Annotated in this window: 11 protein-coding genes and 2 tRNA genes; 10 read left to right on the top strand and 3 right to left on the bottom strand. The window is 66.1% G+C overall.

Annotation, left to right across the window (positions count from 1 at the left end; all coding sequences use genetic code 11):
- Positions 1–102: 102 nt before the first annotated feature.
- Positions 103–3,573 (bottom strand): PAS domain-containing hybrid sensor histidine kinase/response regulator, encoded by a 3,471-nt coding sequence (locus FFS62_RS03500; protein ID WP_137971415.1) that lies wholly within the window; start codon positions 3,571–3,573, stop codon positions 103–105.
- Positions 3,574–3,736: 163 nt separating this feature from the next.
- On the opposite strand from FFS62_RS03500, the gene FFS62_RS03505 reads away from it, so the two are divergent.
- The 6 genes from FFS62_RS03505 (at position 3,737) to FFS62_RS03530 (ending at position 10,488) form a co-directional block, all read left to right on the top strand.
- Complete coding sequence (locus tag FFS62_RS03505; protein ID WP_137971416.1) at positions 3,737–4,306, top strand: GNAT family N-acetyltransferase; 570 nt, start codon at positions 3,737–3,739, stop codon at positions 4,304–4,306.
- Between the two features lie 4 nt (positions 4,307–4,310).
- Complete coding sequence (locus FFS62_RS03510) at positions 4,311–5,138, top strand: AraC family transcriptional regulator (RefSeq protein WP_137971417.1); 828 nt, start codon at positions 4,311–4,313, stop codon at positions 5,136–5,138.
- A gap of 71 nt (positions 5,139–5,209) precedes the next feature.
- On the top strand, positions 5,210–5,920 hold the full coding sequence (locus FFS62_RS03515) for an AzlC family ABC transporter permease (protein ID WP_137971418.1): 711 nt from the start codon (positions 5,210–5,212) through the stop codon (positions 5,918–5,920).
- Complete coding sequence (locus FFS62_RS03520; RefSeq protein ID WP_137971419.1) at positions 5,920–6,249, top strand: AzlD domain-containing protein; 330 nt, start codon at positions 5,920–5,922, stop codon at positions 6,247–6,249. Before FFS62_RS03515 ends, FFS62_RS03520 begins: the two co-directional genes overlap by 1 nt.
- 104 nt (positions 6,250–6,353) lie before the next feature.
- Positions 6,354–8,480 carry a TonB-dependent siderophore receptor gene (locus FFS62_RS03525; RefSeq protein WP_137971420.1) on the top strand — a complete coding sequence of 709 codons (2,127 nt, stop codon included), beginning with the start codon at positions 6,354–6,356 and terminating at the stop codon, positions 8,478–8,480.
- 136 nt (positions 8,481–8,616) lie between these two features.
- On the top strand, positions 8,617–10,488 hold the full coding sequence (locus tag FFS62_RS03530; RefSeq protein ID WP_137971421.1) for an MFS transporter: 1,872 nt from the start codon (positions 8,617–8,619) through the stop codon (positions 10,486–10,488).
- Positions 10,489–10,612: 124 nt separating this feature from the next.
- Here FFS62_RS03530 and sugE read toward each other — a convergent pair whose 3' ends face one another.
- Positions 10,613–10,927: a quaternary ammonium compound efflux SMR transporter SugE gene (gene sugE, locus FFS62_RS03535; protein WP_137971422.1), complete on the bottom strand. Its 315-nt coding sequence runs from the start codon at positions 10,925–10,927 to the stop codon at positions 10,613–10,615.
- Positions 10,928–11,097: 170 nt separating this feature from the next.
- Positions 11,098–12,018 carry a recombination-associated protein RdgC gene (gene rdgC / locus FFS62_RS03540; RefSeq protein ID WP_137971423.1) on the bottom strand — a complete coding sequence of 307 codons (921 nt, stop codon included), beginning with the start codon at positions 12,016–12,018 and terminating at the stop codon, positions 11,098–11,100.
- A 160-nt stretch (positions 12,019–12,178) separates the two neighbouring features.
- Between rdgC and FFS62_RS03545 the strand changes: the two genes are divergently transcribed.
- From FFS62_RS03545 to FFS62_RS03560, 4 genes are all read left to right on the top strand, one after another.
- Positions 12,179–12,254: transfer RNA gene (locus FFS62_RS03545), tRNA-Val, on the top strand.
- Positions 12,255–12,268: 14 nt separating this feature from the next.
- A tRNA-Asp gene (locus tag FFS62_RS03550) sits at positions 12,269–12,345 on the top strand.
- Positions 12,346–12,571: 226 nt separating this feature from the next.
- A complete protein-coding gene (locus tag FFS62_RS03555; RefSeq protein WP_137971424.1) occupies positions 12,572–13,288 on the top strand; it encodes an FKBP-type peptidyl-prolyl cis-trans isomerase in 717 nt (238 codons plus the stop codon).
- Positions 13,289–13,641: 353 nt separating this feature from the next.
- Positions 13,642–14,076: a YkvA family protein gene (locus FFS62_RS03560; RefSeq protein WP_137971425.1), complete on the top strand. Its 435-nt coding sequence runs from the start codon at positions 13,642–13,644 to the stop codon at positions 14,074–14,076.
- Positions 14,077–14,106: the final 30 nt, after the last annotated feature.

Below are 14,106 nucleotides of genomic sequence, written 5' to 3' on the forward strand. Positions count from 1 at the left end.
TGATGCCAGATTGCGTCACCGGGGATGGAGTGCATGATCTATCGATGATGTCTCGATAAAAAGCGCAAAAAACCGCTACTTCCTATCGATTAAATCAATGCTTCAGGCCAGGGGCAGATGGCGGCTGATCAGCGCGCGTAGCGCCGCCGGCTTGACCGGCTTGGCCAGGTAGTCGAGGCCGGCGGCGTGCACTTCGGCCACCAGCTCGGGTCGGCCGTCGGCGCTGATCACCACGCCGGGCAGCGGCTGGCCCAGGCGGGTGCGCAGCCAGGCCATCAGTTCGGTGCCGGTGTCGCCCTCGTCCAGGTGATAGTCGATCAGCGCCAGCTGCGGGCGCACGTCCTCGTCGAGCAGGTGTTCGCATTCCAGGCGATTGCGCGCCGTCCACACCTGGCAGCCCCAGCGCGACAGCAGGCTGTGCATGCCGGTGAGGATGCTGTCCTCGTTGTCGATGCACAGCACCTGGGCGCCGCCCAGGGTGTGGCCGTTGAGCTCGATGCTCGCCGGTACGACCTGCGGTGCGGCGCCGCGCACCAGCGGCACACGCACGCTGAACACGCTGCCCTTGCCCGGCCAGGAGCGCACTTCCAGGCGATGGTCGAGCACCCGGCACAGGCCGTCGGCAATCGCCAGGCCCAGGCCCAGGCCCTTCTCGGCGCGGGTCTGGTGGCTGTCCAGGCGCTTGAATTCCTCGAAGATCACCTTGCGCTTGTCCTCGGGGATGCCCGGGCCGCGGTCCCAGACTTCCAGGCGCAGGAACTCGCCGTCGCGGCGCGCGCCGAGCAGCACGTGGCCACGGGCATAGCGGAAGGCGTTGGTGAGGAAGTTCTGCAGCACCCGGCGCAGCAGCTTGGGGTCGCTGTCGATACGCAGCTTGCTGGGCACCAGGCGGAAGTCCACGCGCTGCTCCTGGGCCAGTACCTTGAACTCGGCGCCGAGGGCGTCGAACAACTGGCCGAGGGGGAAGTGGCTGCGCTCCGGGGCGATGCGGCCGTTCTCCAGGCGCGAGATGTCCAGCAGGTCGGTGATCAGGTCTTCGGCCGAGCGCAGCGAGCTGTCCAGATGGCGCACCAGTTCCTGGGCCTCCTGGGGCAGGGCGTCCTGCTGGTGGGAGAGGGAGGCGGAGAACAGCCGCGCGGCGTTCAGCGGCTGCATCAGGTCGTGGCTGACCGCGGCGAGGAAGCGGGTCTTCGACTGGTTGGCCGACTCGGCGACGCCCTTTGCCTCGCCCAGTGCCTGGTTCAGCTGGGACAGCTCGTGGGTACGCGCCTCGACCCGCTGCTCCAGGCCCTCGTTGGCCGCCAGCAGGTCCTGCTCCGCCTGGCGGAAGGCGGTGATGTCGGTGAAGCTCATGACGAAGCCGCCGCCGGGCATGGGGTTGCCGATCAGCTCGATGACCCGGCCGTTGGGGAACAGACGCTCGGAGGTGTGCGGCTTGCCCTGGCGCATCCAGTAGAGGCGCTTGGTCACGTGCTCCTCGACGTCGCCGGGGCCGCACAGGCCGCGCTCGGCGTTGTAGCGAATGATGTCGGCGATCGGCCGACCGACGCCGATCAGCCCGTCCGGGTATTCGAAGAGTTCCAGGTAGCGGCGGTTCCAGGCCACCAGCTGCAGGTTCTGGTCGACCACGCTGATGCCTTGGGTAATGTTCTCGATCGCCCCCTGCAGCAGGGCGCGGTTGAACTGCAGCACCTCGCTGGCCTCGTCGACGATGCGTACCACGTCCTCGACCTGCATCTCCCGGCCCTCGATGGCCGCGCGCACCACGGCGCGGGTCGAGGAGGCGCCGAGCACGCCGGCCAGCAGGCGCTCGGTGTGGGCGATCCACTCGGGGTCGGCATTCTGCGTCGGGTTGAACGGGCGGTCCTGCTGGTAGGCGAAGCGCACGAAGCTTTGCCGTGCCCGCTCCTCGCCGACGAAGCGCGCGGCCAGGGCCATCAGGTCGGCCACCTGCACGGCCAGCAGGTTGCGGCTGCCGGACTTGGCGCCGGTATCCAGGCCAATGAAACGGCCGGCCTGCCAGTGCTCGGAGACGCGGGTGCGGGAAAACGACGAGACCAGGGCGAACAGCAGCCAGTTGCCGGCCAGCGACAGCACCACGCCGCGGGTCAGCGGATCGATCTCGAAACCGACCGGGTAGTACAGCAGCTCCGGCAGCAGCGGGAAGCTGTCCAGCGACCAGCGCAGGCCGCCGGCCACCAGTGGCAGCACCAGGGTGTAGAACCACAGGGCGCAGCCGGCGGCGAGCCCGGCAAACACGCCGCGGCGGTTGGCCTGCTTCCACACCAGGGCACCGAACATGGCCGGCGCCAGCTGGCCGATGGCGGCGAAGGACAGCTGGCCGATGGTGGCCAGGCTGGCGTTGGTGCCGAGCAGGCGATAACAGACATAGGCCAGCAGCAGGATGATCAGGATGCTCAGGCGTCGCGCGCTGAGCATCCACTGGCGGAAGGCCTCGAACGGCCGCTCGGCGTTCTGCCGGCGCAGCAGGGCCGGCAGCAGCATGTCGTTGCTGACCATGGTCGACAGCGCCACGGCCTCGACGATCACCATGCCGGTGGCGGCCGAGGCGCCGCCGATGAAGGCCAGCATGGCCAGGGCCGGGTGCGCCTCGGCCAGCGGCAGGCTGATCACGAAGGAGTCCGGCTGCACGCCCTGCGGCAGGATCAGCTGGCCGGCCAGGGCGATGGGCACCACGAACAGCGCGGCCAGCAGCAGGTAGGCGGGAAACACCCAGCGCACCAGGCGCAGATCGGCCGGCTCGATGTTCTCCACCACGCTGACGTGGAACTGCCGCGGCAGGCAGATGATCGCGGTCATGGCCAGGCCGGTCTGCACCAGCATGGCCGGCCAGCTCACGGTCCGCGACCAGTAGTCCTCCAGCGCCGGGGCCTGGCTGGCGCGATCGAGCAGGTCGCCGAAACCGCCGAACAGGCCCCAGGTGACGAACACGCCGACGGCGAGGAAGGCCAGCAGCTTGACCAGCGACTCGAAGGCAATCGCCAGCACCATGCCGCGGTGGTGCTCGGTGACATCCAGGCTACGGGTGCCGAACAGCACGGTGAACAGGGCCAGGATCAGCGACACGATCAGCGCCGTGTCCTGGCTGCGGGTGGGGCTGGGCGTAGTGCCGATCAGCAGGTTGACGCCGAGTACGATGCCTTTCAGCTGCAGGGCGATATAGGGCAGCACGCCGACCAGGCAGATCAGCGCCACCACCACGGCCAGGCTCTGCGACTTGCCGTATCTGGCGGCGATGAAGTCGGCGATGGAGGTGATGTTCTCGCGCTTGCTGATCGCCACCATCTTTTCCAGCACCCAGGGGGCGAGCAGCAGGACGATGATCGGCCCCAGGTAGATCGGCAGGAACGACCACAGCTGGCCGGCGGCCTGGCCGACCGCGCCGAAGAAGGTCCAGCTGGTGCAGTACACCGCCAGCGACAGGCTGAAGACCCAGGCGCGCAGGCGCGGCTTGAGCGGCGTGCGGCGGCGGTCGCCATAGAAGGCGATGGCGAAGAGGACGGCCATGTAGGCCAGGGCGACGAAGGCGATCAATCCGCCGGACAGCGACATGCGAACTCCGCGTGTGGGGCATGGTCAGCAAGACCATTGGCTATGGGTTTAGTCTCGCACGCGGCGCCGCAATCGTCAGGCCGACCAAGGTCGCAACGGCTTGAGTCGCCGCCAGGCGCCTGCTAGCGTGGCCGGCCGTGGTCGCTTTACCGGAGTTCGTGTCATGTTCAAGCCTCAACCCGTCGCCCTGCAGCAGGGGGCCCTGCGCCTCGACCCGCTGAGCGAGAGCGATCTGCCGGGCCTGCTGGAATTGGCCGAGGCCAACCGGGAGTCCCAGCAGTACATGAGCGGCACCACGCGGCCGGACTGGTACCGCAGCGCCCTGGCCGAGCAGCGCGAGGGCCGCGAGGTGGTCTTCGCCATCCGCCTAGCCGGCGAGCTGGTCGGTACCACCAGTTTCTTCGACTTCAACCCGGTGCTGCCGGCCGCCGAGATCGGCGCCACCTGGCTGGATGCCCGCCAGCACGGCACCGGCCTCAACCGCATGATCAAGTACCTGATGCTGCGCCACGCCTTCGAGGAGTGGCAGCTGGTGCGCGTGCAGCTGAAGACCGCCGCCAGCAACCTGCGCTCGCAGCGCGCCATCGAGAAGCTCGGCGCCCAGCGCGAGGGGCTGCTGCGCAACCACCGGCGTCTGGCCGATGGCCGTCTCGATCACACCGTGATGTACAGCATCACCGACAGCGAGTGGCCGCAGGTCAAGGCCGGCCTGGAGGCGCGCTTCGGCGCGTGAGGCGTTGGCCGGCGGCGAGCAGACCCGCTTCTGGGAGAGTCAGGCGCTGACCGGCGTCGAGCTGCTGCACGCACGCTACATCGAACAGCGTTTCGCCCCGCATGTACACGAGGGCTTCGTGTTCACCGTGATCGAGGGCGGCGCCCAGCGCTTCCGTCATCGCGGCAGCGATCACCTGGCGCCGGTCGGCAGCATGGTGCTGATCAACCCGGACGAGGTGCACACCGGCTCCAAGGCCCACGAACAGGGCTGGTGGTACCGCGGCTTCTACCCGGCGCCGGCGCAGGTCCAGGGTGTGCTGGAGGAGCTGGGGCTGGCCGGCGGTGGCATGCCCTCGTTCGGCGTCAGCGTGCTGCGGGACCTCGATCTGCACCAGGCCTTCGGCCAGCTGCACCGCCTGCTCGACAGCGACGCCGATGCCCTGCAGCAGCAGACGGCCTGGCGCGAGGCGATCCTGCTGCTGTTCCAGCGCCACGCGCGGATATCCCAGCCGGCCGAGCCCGGTCGCGAGCCACGCGCCGTGGTCCTGGCCAAGGAGCTGCTGGCTGCGCGCCTGGGCGAGCCGCCGTCGCTGGAAGAGCTGGCCGCGCTGGTGAATCTCTCGCCGTTCCACTTTGCCCGGGTGTTCCGCCGCGCCACCGGCCTGCCACCGCATGCCTGGCTCAAGCAGCGGCGCCTGGAGCAGGCGCGGGCGCTGCTGCGCTCCGGCTGCGCGCCGCTGCAGGTGGCCCTGCAGCTTGGCTTCTCCGACCAGAGTCACCTGAGTCGGCAGTTCAAGCAGAGCTATGGGGTCAGCCCCGGCGAGTATCGCCGCGCCTGTGCCGATTTCTGAGGCAGACGCGCAAGATCGTTCAAGACAGCGGCCGCGGCGCTCGGCTAGCCTCCTCGGTTCAAGGAGGTTCCATGTCCCGTCATCACGAATTCCTGCAGGGCACTCGCGACATGCTGCCGATGCTGCTCGGCGCCATGCCTTTCGGCATCATCTACGGCAGCCTGGCCGGTGCTGCCGGGCTCACGCCCTGGCAGACCATCGGCATGTCGGTGCTGGTGTTCGCCGGCTCCGCCCAGTTCATCGCCATCAGCCTGCTCGGCGGCGGCGCGACCCTGGCCGTGCTGTGGCTGACCACCCTGGTGGTCAACCTGCGCCACGCGTTGTACAGCGCCAGCCTGCAACCCTTCGTGCGCCACCTGCCCAAACGCTGGCGTGTGCCGCTGGCCTTCTGGCTGACCGACGAGGCCTTCGCCGTGGTCCAGCACCGCTATGCCGAGACCGACGCCTCGCCGCACAAGCACTGGTACTTCCTCGGCGCCGGCCTGGCCATGTATGGCAACTGGCTGGCCTGCACCCTGGTCGGCCTGGTGTTCGGCCAGGCGGTGCCGAACATCGGTGACTGGGGCCTGGACTTCGCCATGCTCGCCACCTTCATCGGCATCGTCGTGCCCATGCTGCGCAACCGCCCGCAGGTGGCGGCGGCATTGGTCGCTGCGGGTGTTGCCGTGGCCTGTCACGGGCTGCCCTACAAGCTCGGCCTGATGGCCGCGGCCTTCGCCGGCATCGTCGTCGGCGTGGTGCTGGAACGTCGCTACCGCCTGCTGCAGGACGAGGTGTTCTGATGGAAAACTGGATACTCATCCTCGGCATGCTGGTGATCACCTTCACCACCCGCTACAGCCTGTTCGCCTTCCCCGACCTGCGCTTCCCGCCGCTGATCCGCCAGGGCCTGCACTACGTGCCGACCGCCGTGCTCACCGCCATCGTGGTGCCCGGCATGCTGCTGCCGGACGGCAAGAGCTGGGCTCTGAGCCTGGACAACGCCTACCTGCTGGCTGGCCTGGCGACCATCGCCATCGCCGCGGTGACCCGCCATCTGCTGGCCACCATCGGCGGCGGGCTGCTGGTGTTCTTCCTGTTGCGCTGGTGGCTGGGACAGTTTCCTGTCTAAAAGAGACTTTTTGTTCAATTGATATTCATTGCTATTTACAACCGTTGCCGTTTCTCCTAAGGTGCGCCCCTTTTTCAGGCTATGCCTGTTCACTGGGGGAACACATGCTCGTCAGCAAGCACAATCGTCTGGCCCTGGCAGTCGCCTTGGCGTTCACCGGCCTGCCGGCCATCGCCGAAAACCTGGAGCTCGAAGGCGCGGAAGTGGTCGGCGACTGGCTCGGCGAAGCGAACAACGAGGATGTGAAGAATCACCCCGGTGCGCGTACGGTGATTCGCGAGGAGACGATCAAGGAGAGCGGCGCCAAGCATGTGCGTGATGTGCTGCGCCGGGTTCCGGGCCTGCAGGTGCAGGAGAGCAACGGCACCGGCGGCAGCGATCTGGCCCTGAACGTCGGTGCACGCGGGCTCACCTCGCGCCTGTCACCGCGCTCGACCATCCTCATCGACGGCGTCCCCATGGCCTTCGCCCCCTACGGCCAGCCGCAGCTGTCGCTGGCGCCGGTGGCGGTGGGCAACCTGCAGTCGATCGACGTGGTGCGTGGCGGCGGCGCCGTGCGCTACGGCCCGCAGAACGTTGGCGGCATCATCAACTTCGTCACCCGCGATATTCCCGCAGAATCGGCCGGCAACGTCAGCATTGGCACCGAGGCGGCGGAGACCGGTGGCTTCAAGACCCAGACCAGCGCCTTCCTCGGCGGCACCGCCGACAATGGCATCGGTGCCGCGCTGATGTATTCCGGTATCCGCGGAGCCGGTTATCGCGACGAGAACGACGGCACCCTGGTCGATGATTTCCTGCTCAAGAGCAAGTTCGCCCTCAGCGAGATCGACGAGCTGGCGGCCAGCCTGCACTACTACCGCGCCGACGCCGACATGCCGGGCGGGCTGAGCGCCGCTCAGTACGACGAGGACCCCTATCAATCGGTGCGGCCTTACGACAGCTTCGAGGGCGAGCGCAAGGACATCTCCGTCAAGTACACCCGCAAGCCCGACGACGAGCGCACCTTCGAACTCGGCTCCTACTATTACGAGAGCTATCGCGGCAGCAACATCGTCACCGAGCAGAGCGCCACCCGCGATCGGCTGTTCTCCTACCCGCGCTACTACCACGTGTTCGGTATCGAGCCGCGCTACTCGCAGCTGTTCTTCTGGGGCGACGTGGCCCACGAGGTGGGCGTCGGCTACCGCTACGTCGACGAGGGCATGCACGAGAGCACCGAGCGCGGCGCCACCTATCTGCGCGACGGCGGTGACCCCTACAGTGCCCCGTTCAGCGTGACCGCGGACAACACCGGCGGCACCGAGGCGCACTCGTTGTATATCGACGACCGCATCGACGTCGGCGACTGGACCGTCACGCCCGGTCTGCGCTACGAGCGCGTGCGCACCACCTGGCACAGCCGGGTGAACGGCTACCAGCGCGAGGTCAACTACCTCGAGCCGCTGCCGTCGCTGAACGTCATGTATCACCTGTCCGATGAGTGGAAGCTGTACGCCAACTACAACAACTCGTTTGGCAGCCTGCAGTACTTCCAGCTGGGTCAGGATCCGGGTGCTCCGCTGCCGTCCTATGGCAACGAGGTGGGCCCGGGGCTGGAGCCGGAGAAGGCTCACACCTACGAGGTCGGCACCCGCTACGACAACGGCGCCTGGAGCGGCGAGGTCACCCTGTTCCGCATCGAGTTCGACAGCCAGCTGCAGTACGCCAAGCAGGACGGCTGGACCCAGATGGGCGCCACCACCCACGAAGGTGTGGAGACCGCGCTGAACTACGATCTGGGCACGCTGAGCCGCGGCCTGGAGGGTCTGTCCACCTATGCCAGCTTCGCCTACACCAAGGCGACCGCCGACAAGGGCGCCTTCGCCGGCCAGGATCTCAATTTCTACTCGCGTCAGACCGCTACGCTGGGGCTGCGCTACGAGCGCAATCGCTGGACCTGGAACCTGGACGGCTACGCCCAGTCGCGCCAGTACGTCGCCGATCTGGCCAACCGCGTCTACTACCGCGACGAGACCGCCGACGGTCGCTACGGTGACATCCCCGGCTACGGCATCTGGAGCGCCCGTGGCGAATACGCCTTCGGTCCGCAGCTGTCCAACCTCACCCTGGGTGCCGGGGTGAAGAACCTGTTTGACCGCCAGTATTTCACCCGCTCGCTGGACAACAACTACGGCAAGTACGTGGGGCAGCCGCGCACGCTATACGTGCAGGCCAGTCTCAGTTTCTGAGCCAACGAAGAAGGCGCCGCGAGGCGCCTTTTTTTCTGCCCGATGCGGCAAAAGTGGCCGGCGGGTGTGGCTTTGCCTGGGACAGATGCTGTCCAATATCGGACAGCCCGCTCGGCCTCTCACAGGTACAAGGACGATGACCCAGAATTCGCAATTCGCCCTGCTAGGCACCCGGCGTTTCCTGCCGTTCTTCGTGACCCAGCTGCTCGGTGCGTTCAACGACAACATCTTCAAGCAGTCGCTGATCCTCGCCATCCTGTTCAAGCTCAGCGTCAGCGCCGACCGCGATCTGCTGGTCAATCTCTGCGCGCTGCTGTTCATCCTGCCGTTCTTCCTGTTCTCCGCCCTCGGCGGACAGTTCGGCGAGAAGTTCGACAAGGACGCGCTGATCCGCGCGATCAAGCTGGCCGAGATCGTGATCATGGCGGTCGGCGCCACCGGCTTCCTGCTCGACAACCTCTACCTGATGCTCACCGCACTGTTCGCCATGGGTACCCACTCGGCGCTGTTCGGCCCGGTGAAATACTCGATCCTGCCCGCCGCCCTGCGCGAGCAGGAGCTGGTGGGTGGCAACGCGCTGGTGGAGATGGGCACCTTCCTCGCCATCCTTGCCGGCACTATCGGCGCGGGGCTGCTGATGTCCGGCGAGGGCTACCGCGTGGCGGTGGGCGTCGCCATCATCGCCACCGCCGTGGCCGGTTACCTGGCCAGCCGCAGCATTCCGCGCTTCGCCGCGGTGCTGCCGCAGTTGCAGCTGGACTGGAACATCTTCCGCCAGTCCTGGCAGATCATGCGCCTGGGCCTCGGCCAGCGTCCGGCGGTGTCGCGCTCGCTGATCGGCAGCTCGTGGTTCTGGTTCCTCGGGGCTATCTACCTGACGCAGATCCCGACCTTCGCCAAGGATCTGCTGCACGGCGACGAGAGCGTGGTGACGCTGATCCTCACCGTGTTCTCGGTGGGCATCGCGCTGGGCTCGATGCTCTGCGAGCGCATGAGTGGGCACAAGGTGGAGATTGGCCTGGTGCCGTTCGGCTCCTTCGGCCTATCGCTGTTCGGCATCCTGCTGTGGGCCACCTCCAGCAGCTTCCCGCAGGCGGCCGCGGCGCACGACTGGCTGGGCCTACTGCAGATGGGCGAGGCCTGGTGGGTGCTGGCCTCGATTCTCGGCCTGGGCATCTTCGGCGGCTTCTATATCGTGCCGCTGTACGCGCTGATCCAGTCGCGTACCGAGGCGCACGAGCGGGCGCGGGTGATCGCCGCCAACAACATCCTCAACGCGCTGTTCATGGTGGCGGCGGCGCTGGTGTCGATCCTCTTCCTCAGCGTGGCCAAGCTGAGCATCCCGCAGCTGTTCCTGGCCATCTCGCTGATGAACCTGGCGGTCAACGCCTACATCTTCAAGATCGTTCCCGAGTTCACCATGCGCTTCCTTATCTGGATGCTCAGCCACTCGATGTACCGGGTGCGCCACCAGAATCTGGAAGTGATCCCGGAGGAGGGCGCGGCGGTGCTGGTGTGCAACCATGTGTCCTTCGTCGATGCGCTGCTGATCGGCGGCGCGGTGCGCCGGCCGGTACGTTTCGTCATGTACTACAAGATCTACAACCTGCCGGTGCTCAACTTCATCTTCCGCACCGCCGGCACCGTGCCGATCGCCGGGCGCAACGAGGACCCGGAAGTGTTCGAACGGGCCTTCGCGCGCATCGCCCAGTACCTGGCCGAGGGCGAGGTGGTGTGCATCTTCCCCGAGGGCAAGCTGACCACCAGCGGCGATATCGACGAGTTCAAGGCCGGGGTCGAGCGCATCCTCGCCGCCAACCCGGTGCCGGTGATTCCGCTGGCGCTGCAGGGCCTGTGGGGCAGCTTCTTCAGTCGTGCGCCGCACAAGGGGTTGTTCAAACGCTTATGGTCGCGGGTCAACATAGTCGCCGGTACGGCGCTGCCGGCGGACACCGGGCGGCTGGCACTGCAGGAGCAGGTCAGCCTGCTGCGTGGTGACCAACGCTAAGCTCGATGCCAAAAAAAGCCCGCCAATCGGCGGGCTTTTTCATGGCGCACATTCCTGTGCGCCAGCCTTCGGGCAGCTTCGCTGTGAAAAACGGCTGTCCTGCCGTTTTTTCATGGCGGCGAACTCAGTGGCTGAGCTTGAGGCCGACCAGGCCGATGACGATCAGCGCCACGCTGCCCAGGCGCATCAGTGCCATGGATTCGCCGAACAGGACGATGCCAGCGATCACCGTGCCGACGGCGCCGACGCCGGTCCAGATCGCATAGGCGGTGCCCAGCGGCAGCTCCTTCATGGCCAGGCCGAGCAGGGCCAGACTGACGATCATGGCGCCAACGGTAAGCACGGTGGGGAGGGGGCGGGTGAAGCCGTCGGTGTACTTGAGGCCGATGGCCCAGCACACCTCGAACAGACCGGCGAACAACAGAATGATCCAGGACATGGCGATAGCTCCGTACTGCTGAAAAGGCGACGGGCCGTCCCGGATGATCACTCGAAAGGAGTCGCGAGGTCGTCCCCGCGTTGTTCGCTATTCTGCACAGTGGACTGCACAGGGCAAGTCCGGAAGGACGGGCGGACCCTGTGCAGTTGTTGCGGAAGTTGTCCGGCGGGTCAGATGCCTTCCGGAATCTCTTCGCCGCCGAGCGCCTCGAACAGCGCCGGCAGGAAATCGGCGAAGGTCAGCATCATCAGGGTGAAGCTGGCATCCAGCTGACCCAGTGCATCTTCGCCACCATCCTGGGCGGCCTGGTCCTGCAGCAGGTCCTCGAAACGCAGGCGCTTGACCGCCAGCTTGTCGTCCAGCACGAAGGACAGCTTGTCCTGCCAGGCCAGGGACAGCTGGGTGACCAGCTTGCCCGAAGACAGGTGCAGCTGGATTTCCTCGCTGGTCAGGTCCTGTCGCTTGCAGCGCACCACGCCGCCATCCTCGCTGGTGTCGCGCAGCTCGCACTCGTCGAGGACGAAGAAGTCCGGCGCGGCGGCCTGGGTCTTGACCCAGTCGGTGAGGGTGGCGGTCGGTGCCATCTTCACGCTCAGCGGACGCACCGGCAGCGAGCCGATGGCTTCGCGCAGGGTGGACAGCAGGTCTTCGGCCTTCTTCGCGCTGGCGCTGTCGACCAGGATCAGGCCGAGCTTCGGCGCGATGGCGGCGAAGGTGCTGGAGCGACGGATGAAGGCGCGCGGCAGGAAGCTCATGACGATCTCGTCCTTGAGCTGGTCGCGCTCCTTCTTGTAGACCTTGCGCATCTGCTGCGCCTCGATTTCGTCGACCTTGTCCTTCAGCGCATCGCGCACCACGCTGCCGGGCAGGATGCGTTCTTCCTTGCGCGCGGAAATCAGCAGGAAGTCACCGCTGACGTGCACCAGCGGCGCATCGCCACCCTTGCCGAACGGCGCCATGAAACCGTAGGTGGTCAGCTCCTGGCTGGCGCAGGGGCGCGCGGCCTTGGCGGCTAGCGCCGCTTCCAGGGCCTCGGCGTCGAAGGGCACGTCCTGGGTCAGGCGATAAACGAGCAGGTTGCGGAACCACATGGGGGTTGACTCTCCAATTACGCAAAGCGCGCATTATTCTCCGCCGGGGCGGATTGGCCAACCCATCGCTAAGCCTTTGGAACAATTGCAGATTTTTTTTAAAAAAGAGCTTGCCAAGGTCAGGGTCGCTCTCTAGAATGCGCCCCACTTCGAGAGTGAAGGGTGATTAGCTCAGCCGGGAGAGCATCTGCCTTACAAGCAGAGGGTCGGCGGTTCGATCCCGTCATCACCCACCATCTCGCAGTTACGCGCAGCGGTAGTTCAGTCGGTTAGAATACCGGCCTGTCACGCCGGGGGTCGCGGGTTCGAGTCCCGTCCGCTGCGCCATATATAAGCCTTGGTTAGACTGAAGACCAAGACTGGAAGAAACGACCGAAAGGTCGTTTTTTTTTGCCCGCGATTTTCCATCCAGCGCGCAGCGCGTGCCCGACAAGGCCGGGGTGGCTGAACTTATCCGCTTTCTGCGGCTCCTACAGTGCCGTAGCCAGTGCTTGCCGCAGGCTGCTAAGCTCGCGTCTCTCTCCGGCCCCTGCGGCTACAACAAGGAACAAGCATGAAACAACATCGTCTAGCGGCGGCGGTTGCCCTGGTCGGCCTGGTACTGGCCGGCTGCGATGCGCAGACCAGCGAAGTGGAACTCAAGACCCCGGCGCAGAAGGCTTCCTACGGCATCGGCCTGAACATGGGCAAGAGCCTGTCCCAGGAAGGCCTGTCCGATCTGGATTCCAAGGCCGTGGCCATGGGCATCGAAGACGCCATCGGCAAGAAAGAGCAGAAGCTCAAGGATGAGGAGCTGGCCGAGGCCTTCGCCTTCCTGCAGAAGCGTGCCGAAGAGCGCATGACCAAACTCAACGAGGAATCGGCCCAGGCCGGCAAGAAATTCCTTGAGGAGAACGGCAAGAAGGAAGGCGTGGTCACCACCGCCTCCGGCCTGCAGTACGAAGTGATCAAGAAGGCCGATGGCGCTCAGCCGAAGCCGACCGACGTGGTCACCGTGCACTACGAGGGCAAGCTGACCGACGGCAGCGTGTTCGACAGCTCCGTCGAGCGTGGCAGCCCCATCGATCTGCCGGTTGCCGGCGTGATCCCGGGTTGGGTCGAAGGCCTGCAGCTGATGCACGTCGGCGAGAAGTACAAGCTGTACATCCCCAGTGAGCTGGCCTACGGCCCGCAAAGCCCGAGCCCGGCCATTCCGGCCAACTCGGTATTGGTATTCGAGCTGGAACTGCTGGCCATCAAGGACCAGGCTGCTCCTGGCGCTGCCCAGTAACAGTCCTCGGTTGCACAGAACGCCCCGCTTGCCGGGGCGTTTTCTTTTGCCGAACCGGCAGGCGACCCGTCGGTCTGAACGAAGGTAACGCCGCTTGTGGTGTTACGGTTATGCACATTGCGCCGGTTACCAGGCTTGCCAGGCCCGTTACGCCTTTCATGAGCAATGCTCGTATCGTAACTAGCTGATTTATATTGTTTTTTGTTCGTGAGCAAAAAACACCCGATCTGTGGAGAGGCCGCGTGGTACGGGCGTTTGATCGAGTCATCAAACAACTGTTCACAGGGTTATCCACAGCTTCGGTGGATAACCAGGCAGAGCCCAGCAGGCATGCGTCATCGCGGAGGTTGGTCATGAATCCCCCGTTCAATTCCATGCGTTACCTCAGGTTGGCGCAGCGCGTGCTGGCCCGTGGCCGGCTACCGGCGTTGCTGCTGGCGGTGACCCGCAAGGGCGAGGGCGGCGCGCGTTTCGCCCGCCTGCGCGGCGATCTGAAGTTGCTGCAGGGCCTGTGTGCGGCCTGGTGGCGTGGCGAGTACCGCGCCATCGGCAGCCAGGCGCTGGTGGCCGTGGTCGCGGCGCTGATGTACTTCCTGATGCCGCTGGACATGGTGCCGGACTGGCTGCTGGGCGTCGGCCTGCTGGATGATCTGGCGGTGCTGGCCTGGGTGCTGCGTACCTGGGAAGCGGAGCTGCAGGCCTACCGTGTCTGGCGCGATGCACAGGCGCCCGAGGTGCTGCGGCGGGTCGAGGCGTTGCCGGCGCTGGACGAAGGGCGCCCCGAGTAACTGCCAGACGATTAATGTGCGTGGCGGCGC

This window comes from Pseudomonas sp. F(2018) (assembly GCF_005508865.1).
In the GTDB taxonomy this organism is placed as follows: Bacteria; Pseudomonadota; Gammaproteobacteria; order Pseudomonadales; family Pseudomonadaceae; genus Aquipseudomonas.

Excerpts from the sequence above, each read along its gene's own strand:
- FFS62_RS03560 (WP_137971425.1), top strand. The coding sequence starts at position 13,642 with ATGAATCCCCCGTTCAATTCCATGCGTTACCTCAGGTTGGCGCAGCGC.
- FFS62_RS03555 (WP_137971424.1), top strand. The coding sequence starts at position 12,572 with ATGAAACAACATCGTCTAGCGGCGGCGGTTGCCCTGGTCGGCCTGGTA.
- sugE (WP_137971422.1), bottom strand. The coding sequence starts at position 10,927 with ATGTCCTGGATCATTCTGTTGTTCGCCGGTCTGTTCGAGGTGTGCTGG.
- FFS62_RS03500 (WP_137971415.1), bottom strand. The coding sequence starts at position 3,573 with ATGTCGCTGTCCGGCGGATTGATCGCCTTCGTCGCCCTGGCCTACATG.
- FFS62_RS03520 (WP_137971419.1), top strand. The coding sequence starts at position 5,920 with ATGGAAAACTGGATACTCATCCTCGGCATGCTGGTGATCACCTTCACC.
- FFS62_RS03530 (WP_137971421.1), top strand. The coding sequence starts at position 8,617 with ATGACCCAGAATTCGCAATTCGCCCTGCTAGGCACCCGGCGTTTCCTG.
- FFS62_RS03525 (WP_137971420.1), top strand. The coding sequence starts at position 6,354 with ATGCTCGTCAGCAAGCACAATCGTCTGGCCCTGGCAGTCGCCTTGGCG.
- FFS62_RS03505 (WP_137971416.1), top strand. The coding sequence starts at position 3,737 with ATGTTCAAGCCTCAACCCGTCGCCCTGCAGCAGGGGGCCCTGCGCCTC.
- rdgC (WP_137971423.1), bottom strand. The coding sequence starts at position 12,018 with ATGTGGTTCCGCAACCTGCTCGTTTATCGCCTGACCCAGGACGTGCCC.
- FFS62_RS03515 (WP_137971418.1), top strand. The coding sequence starts at position 5,210 with ATGTCCCGTCATCACGAATTCCTGCAGGGCACTCGCGACATGCTGCCG.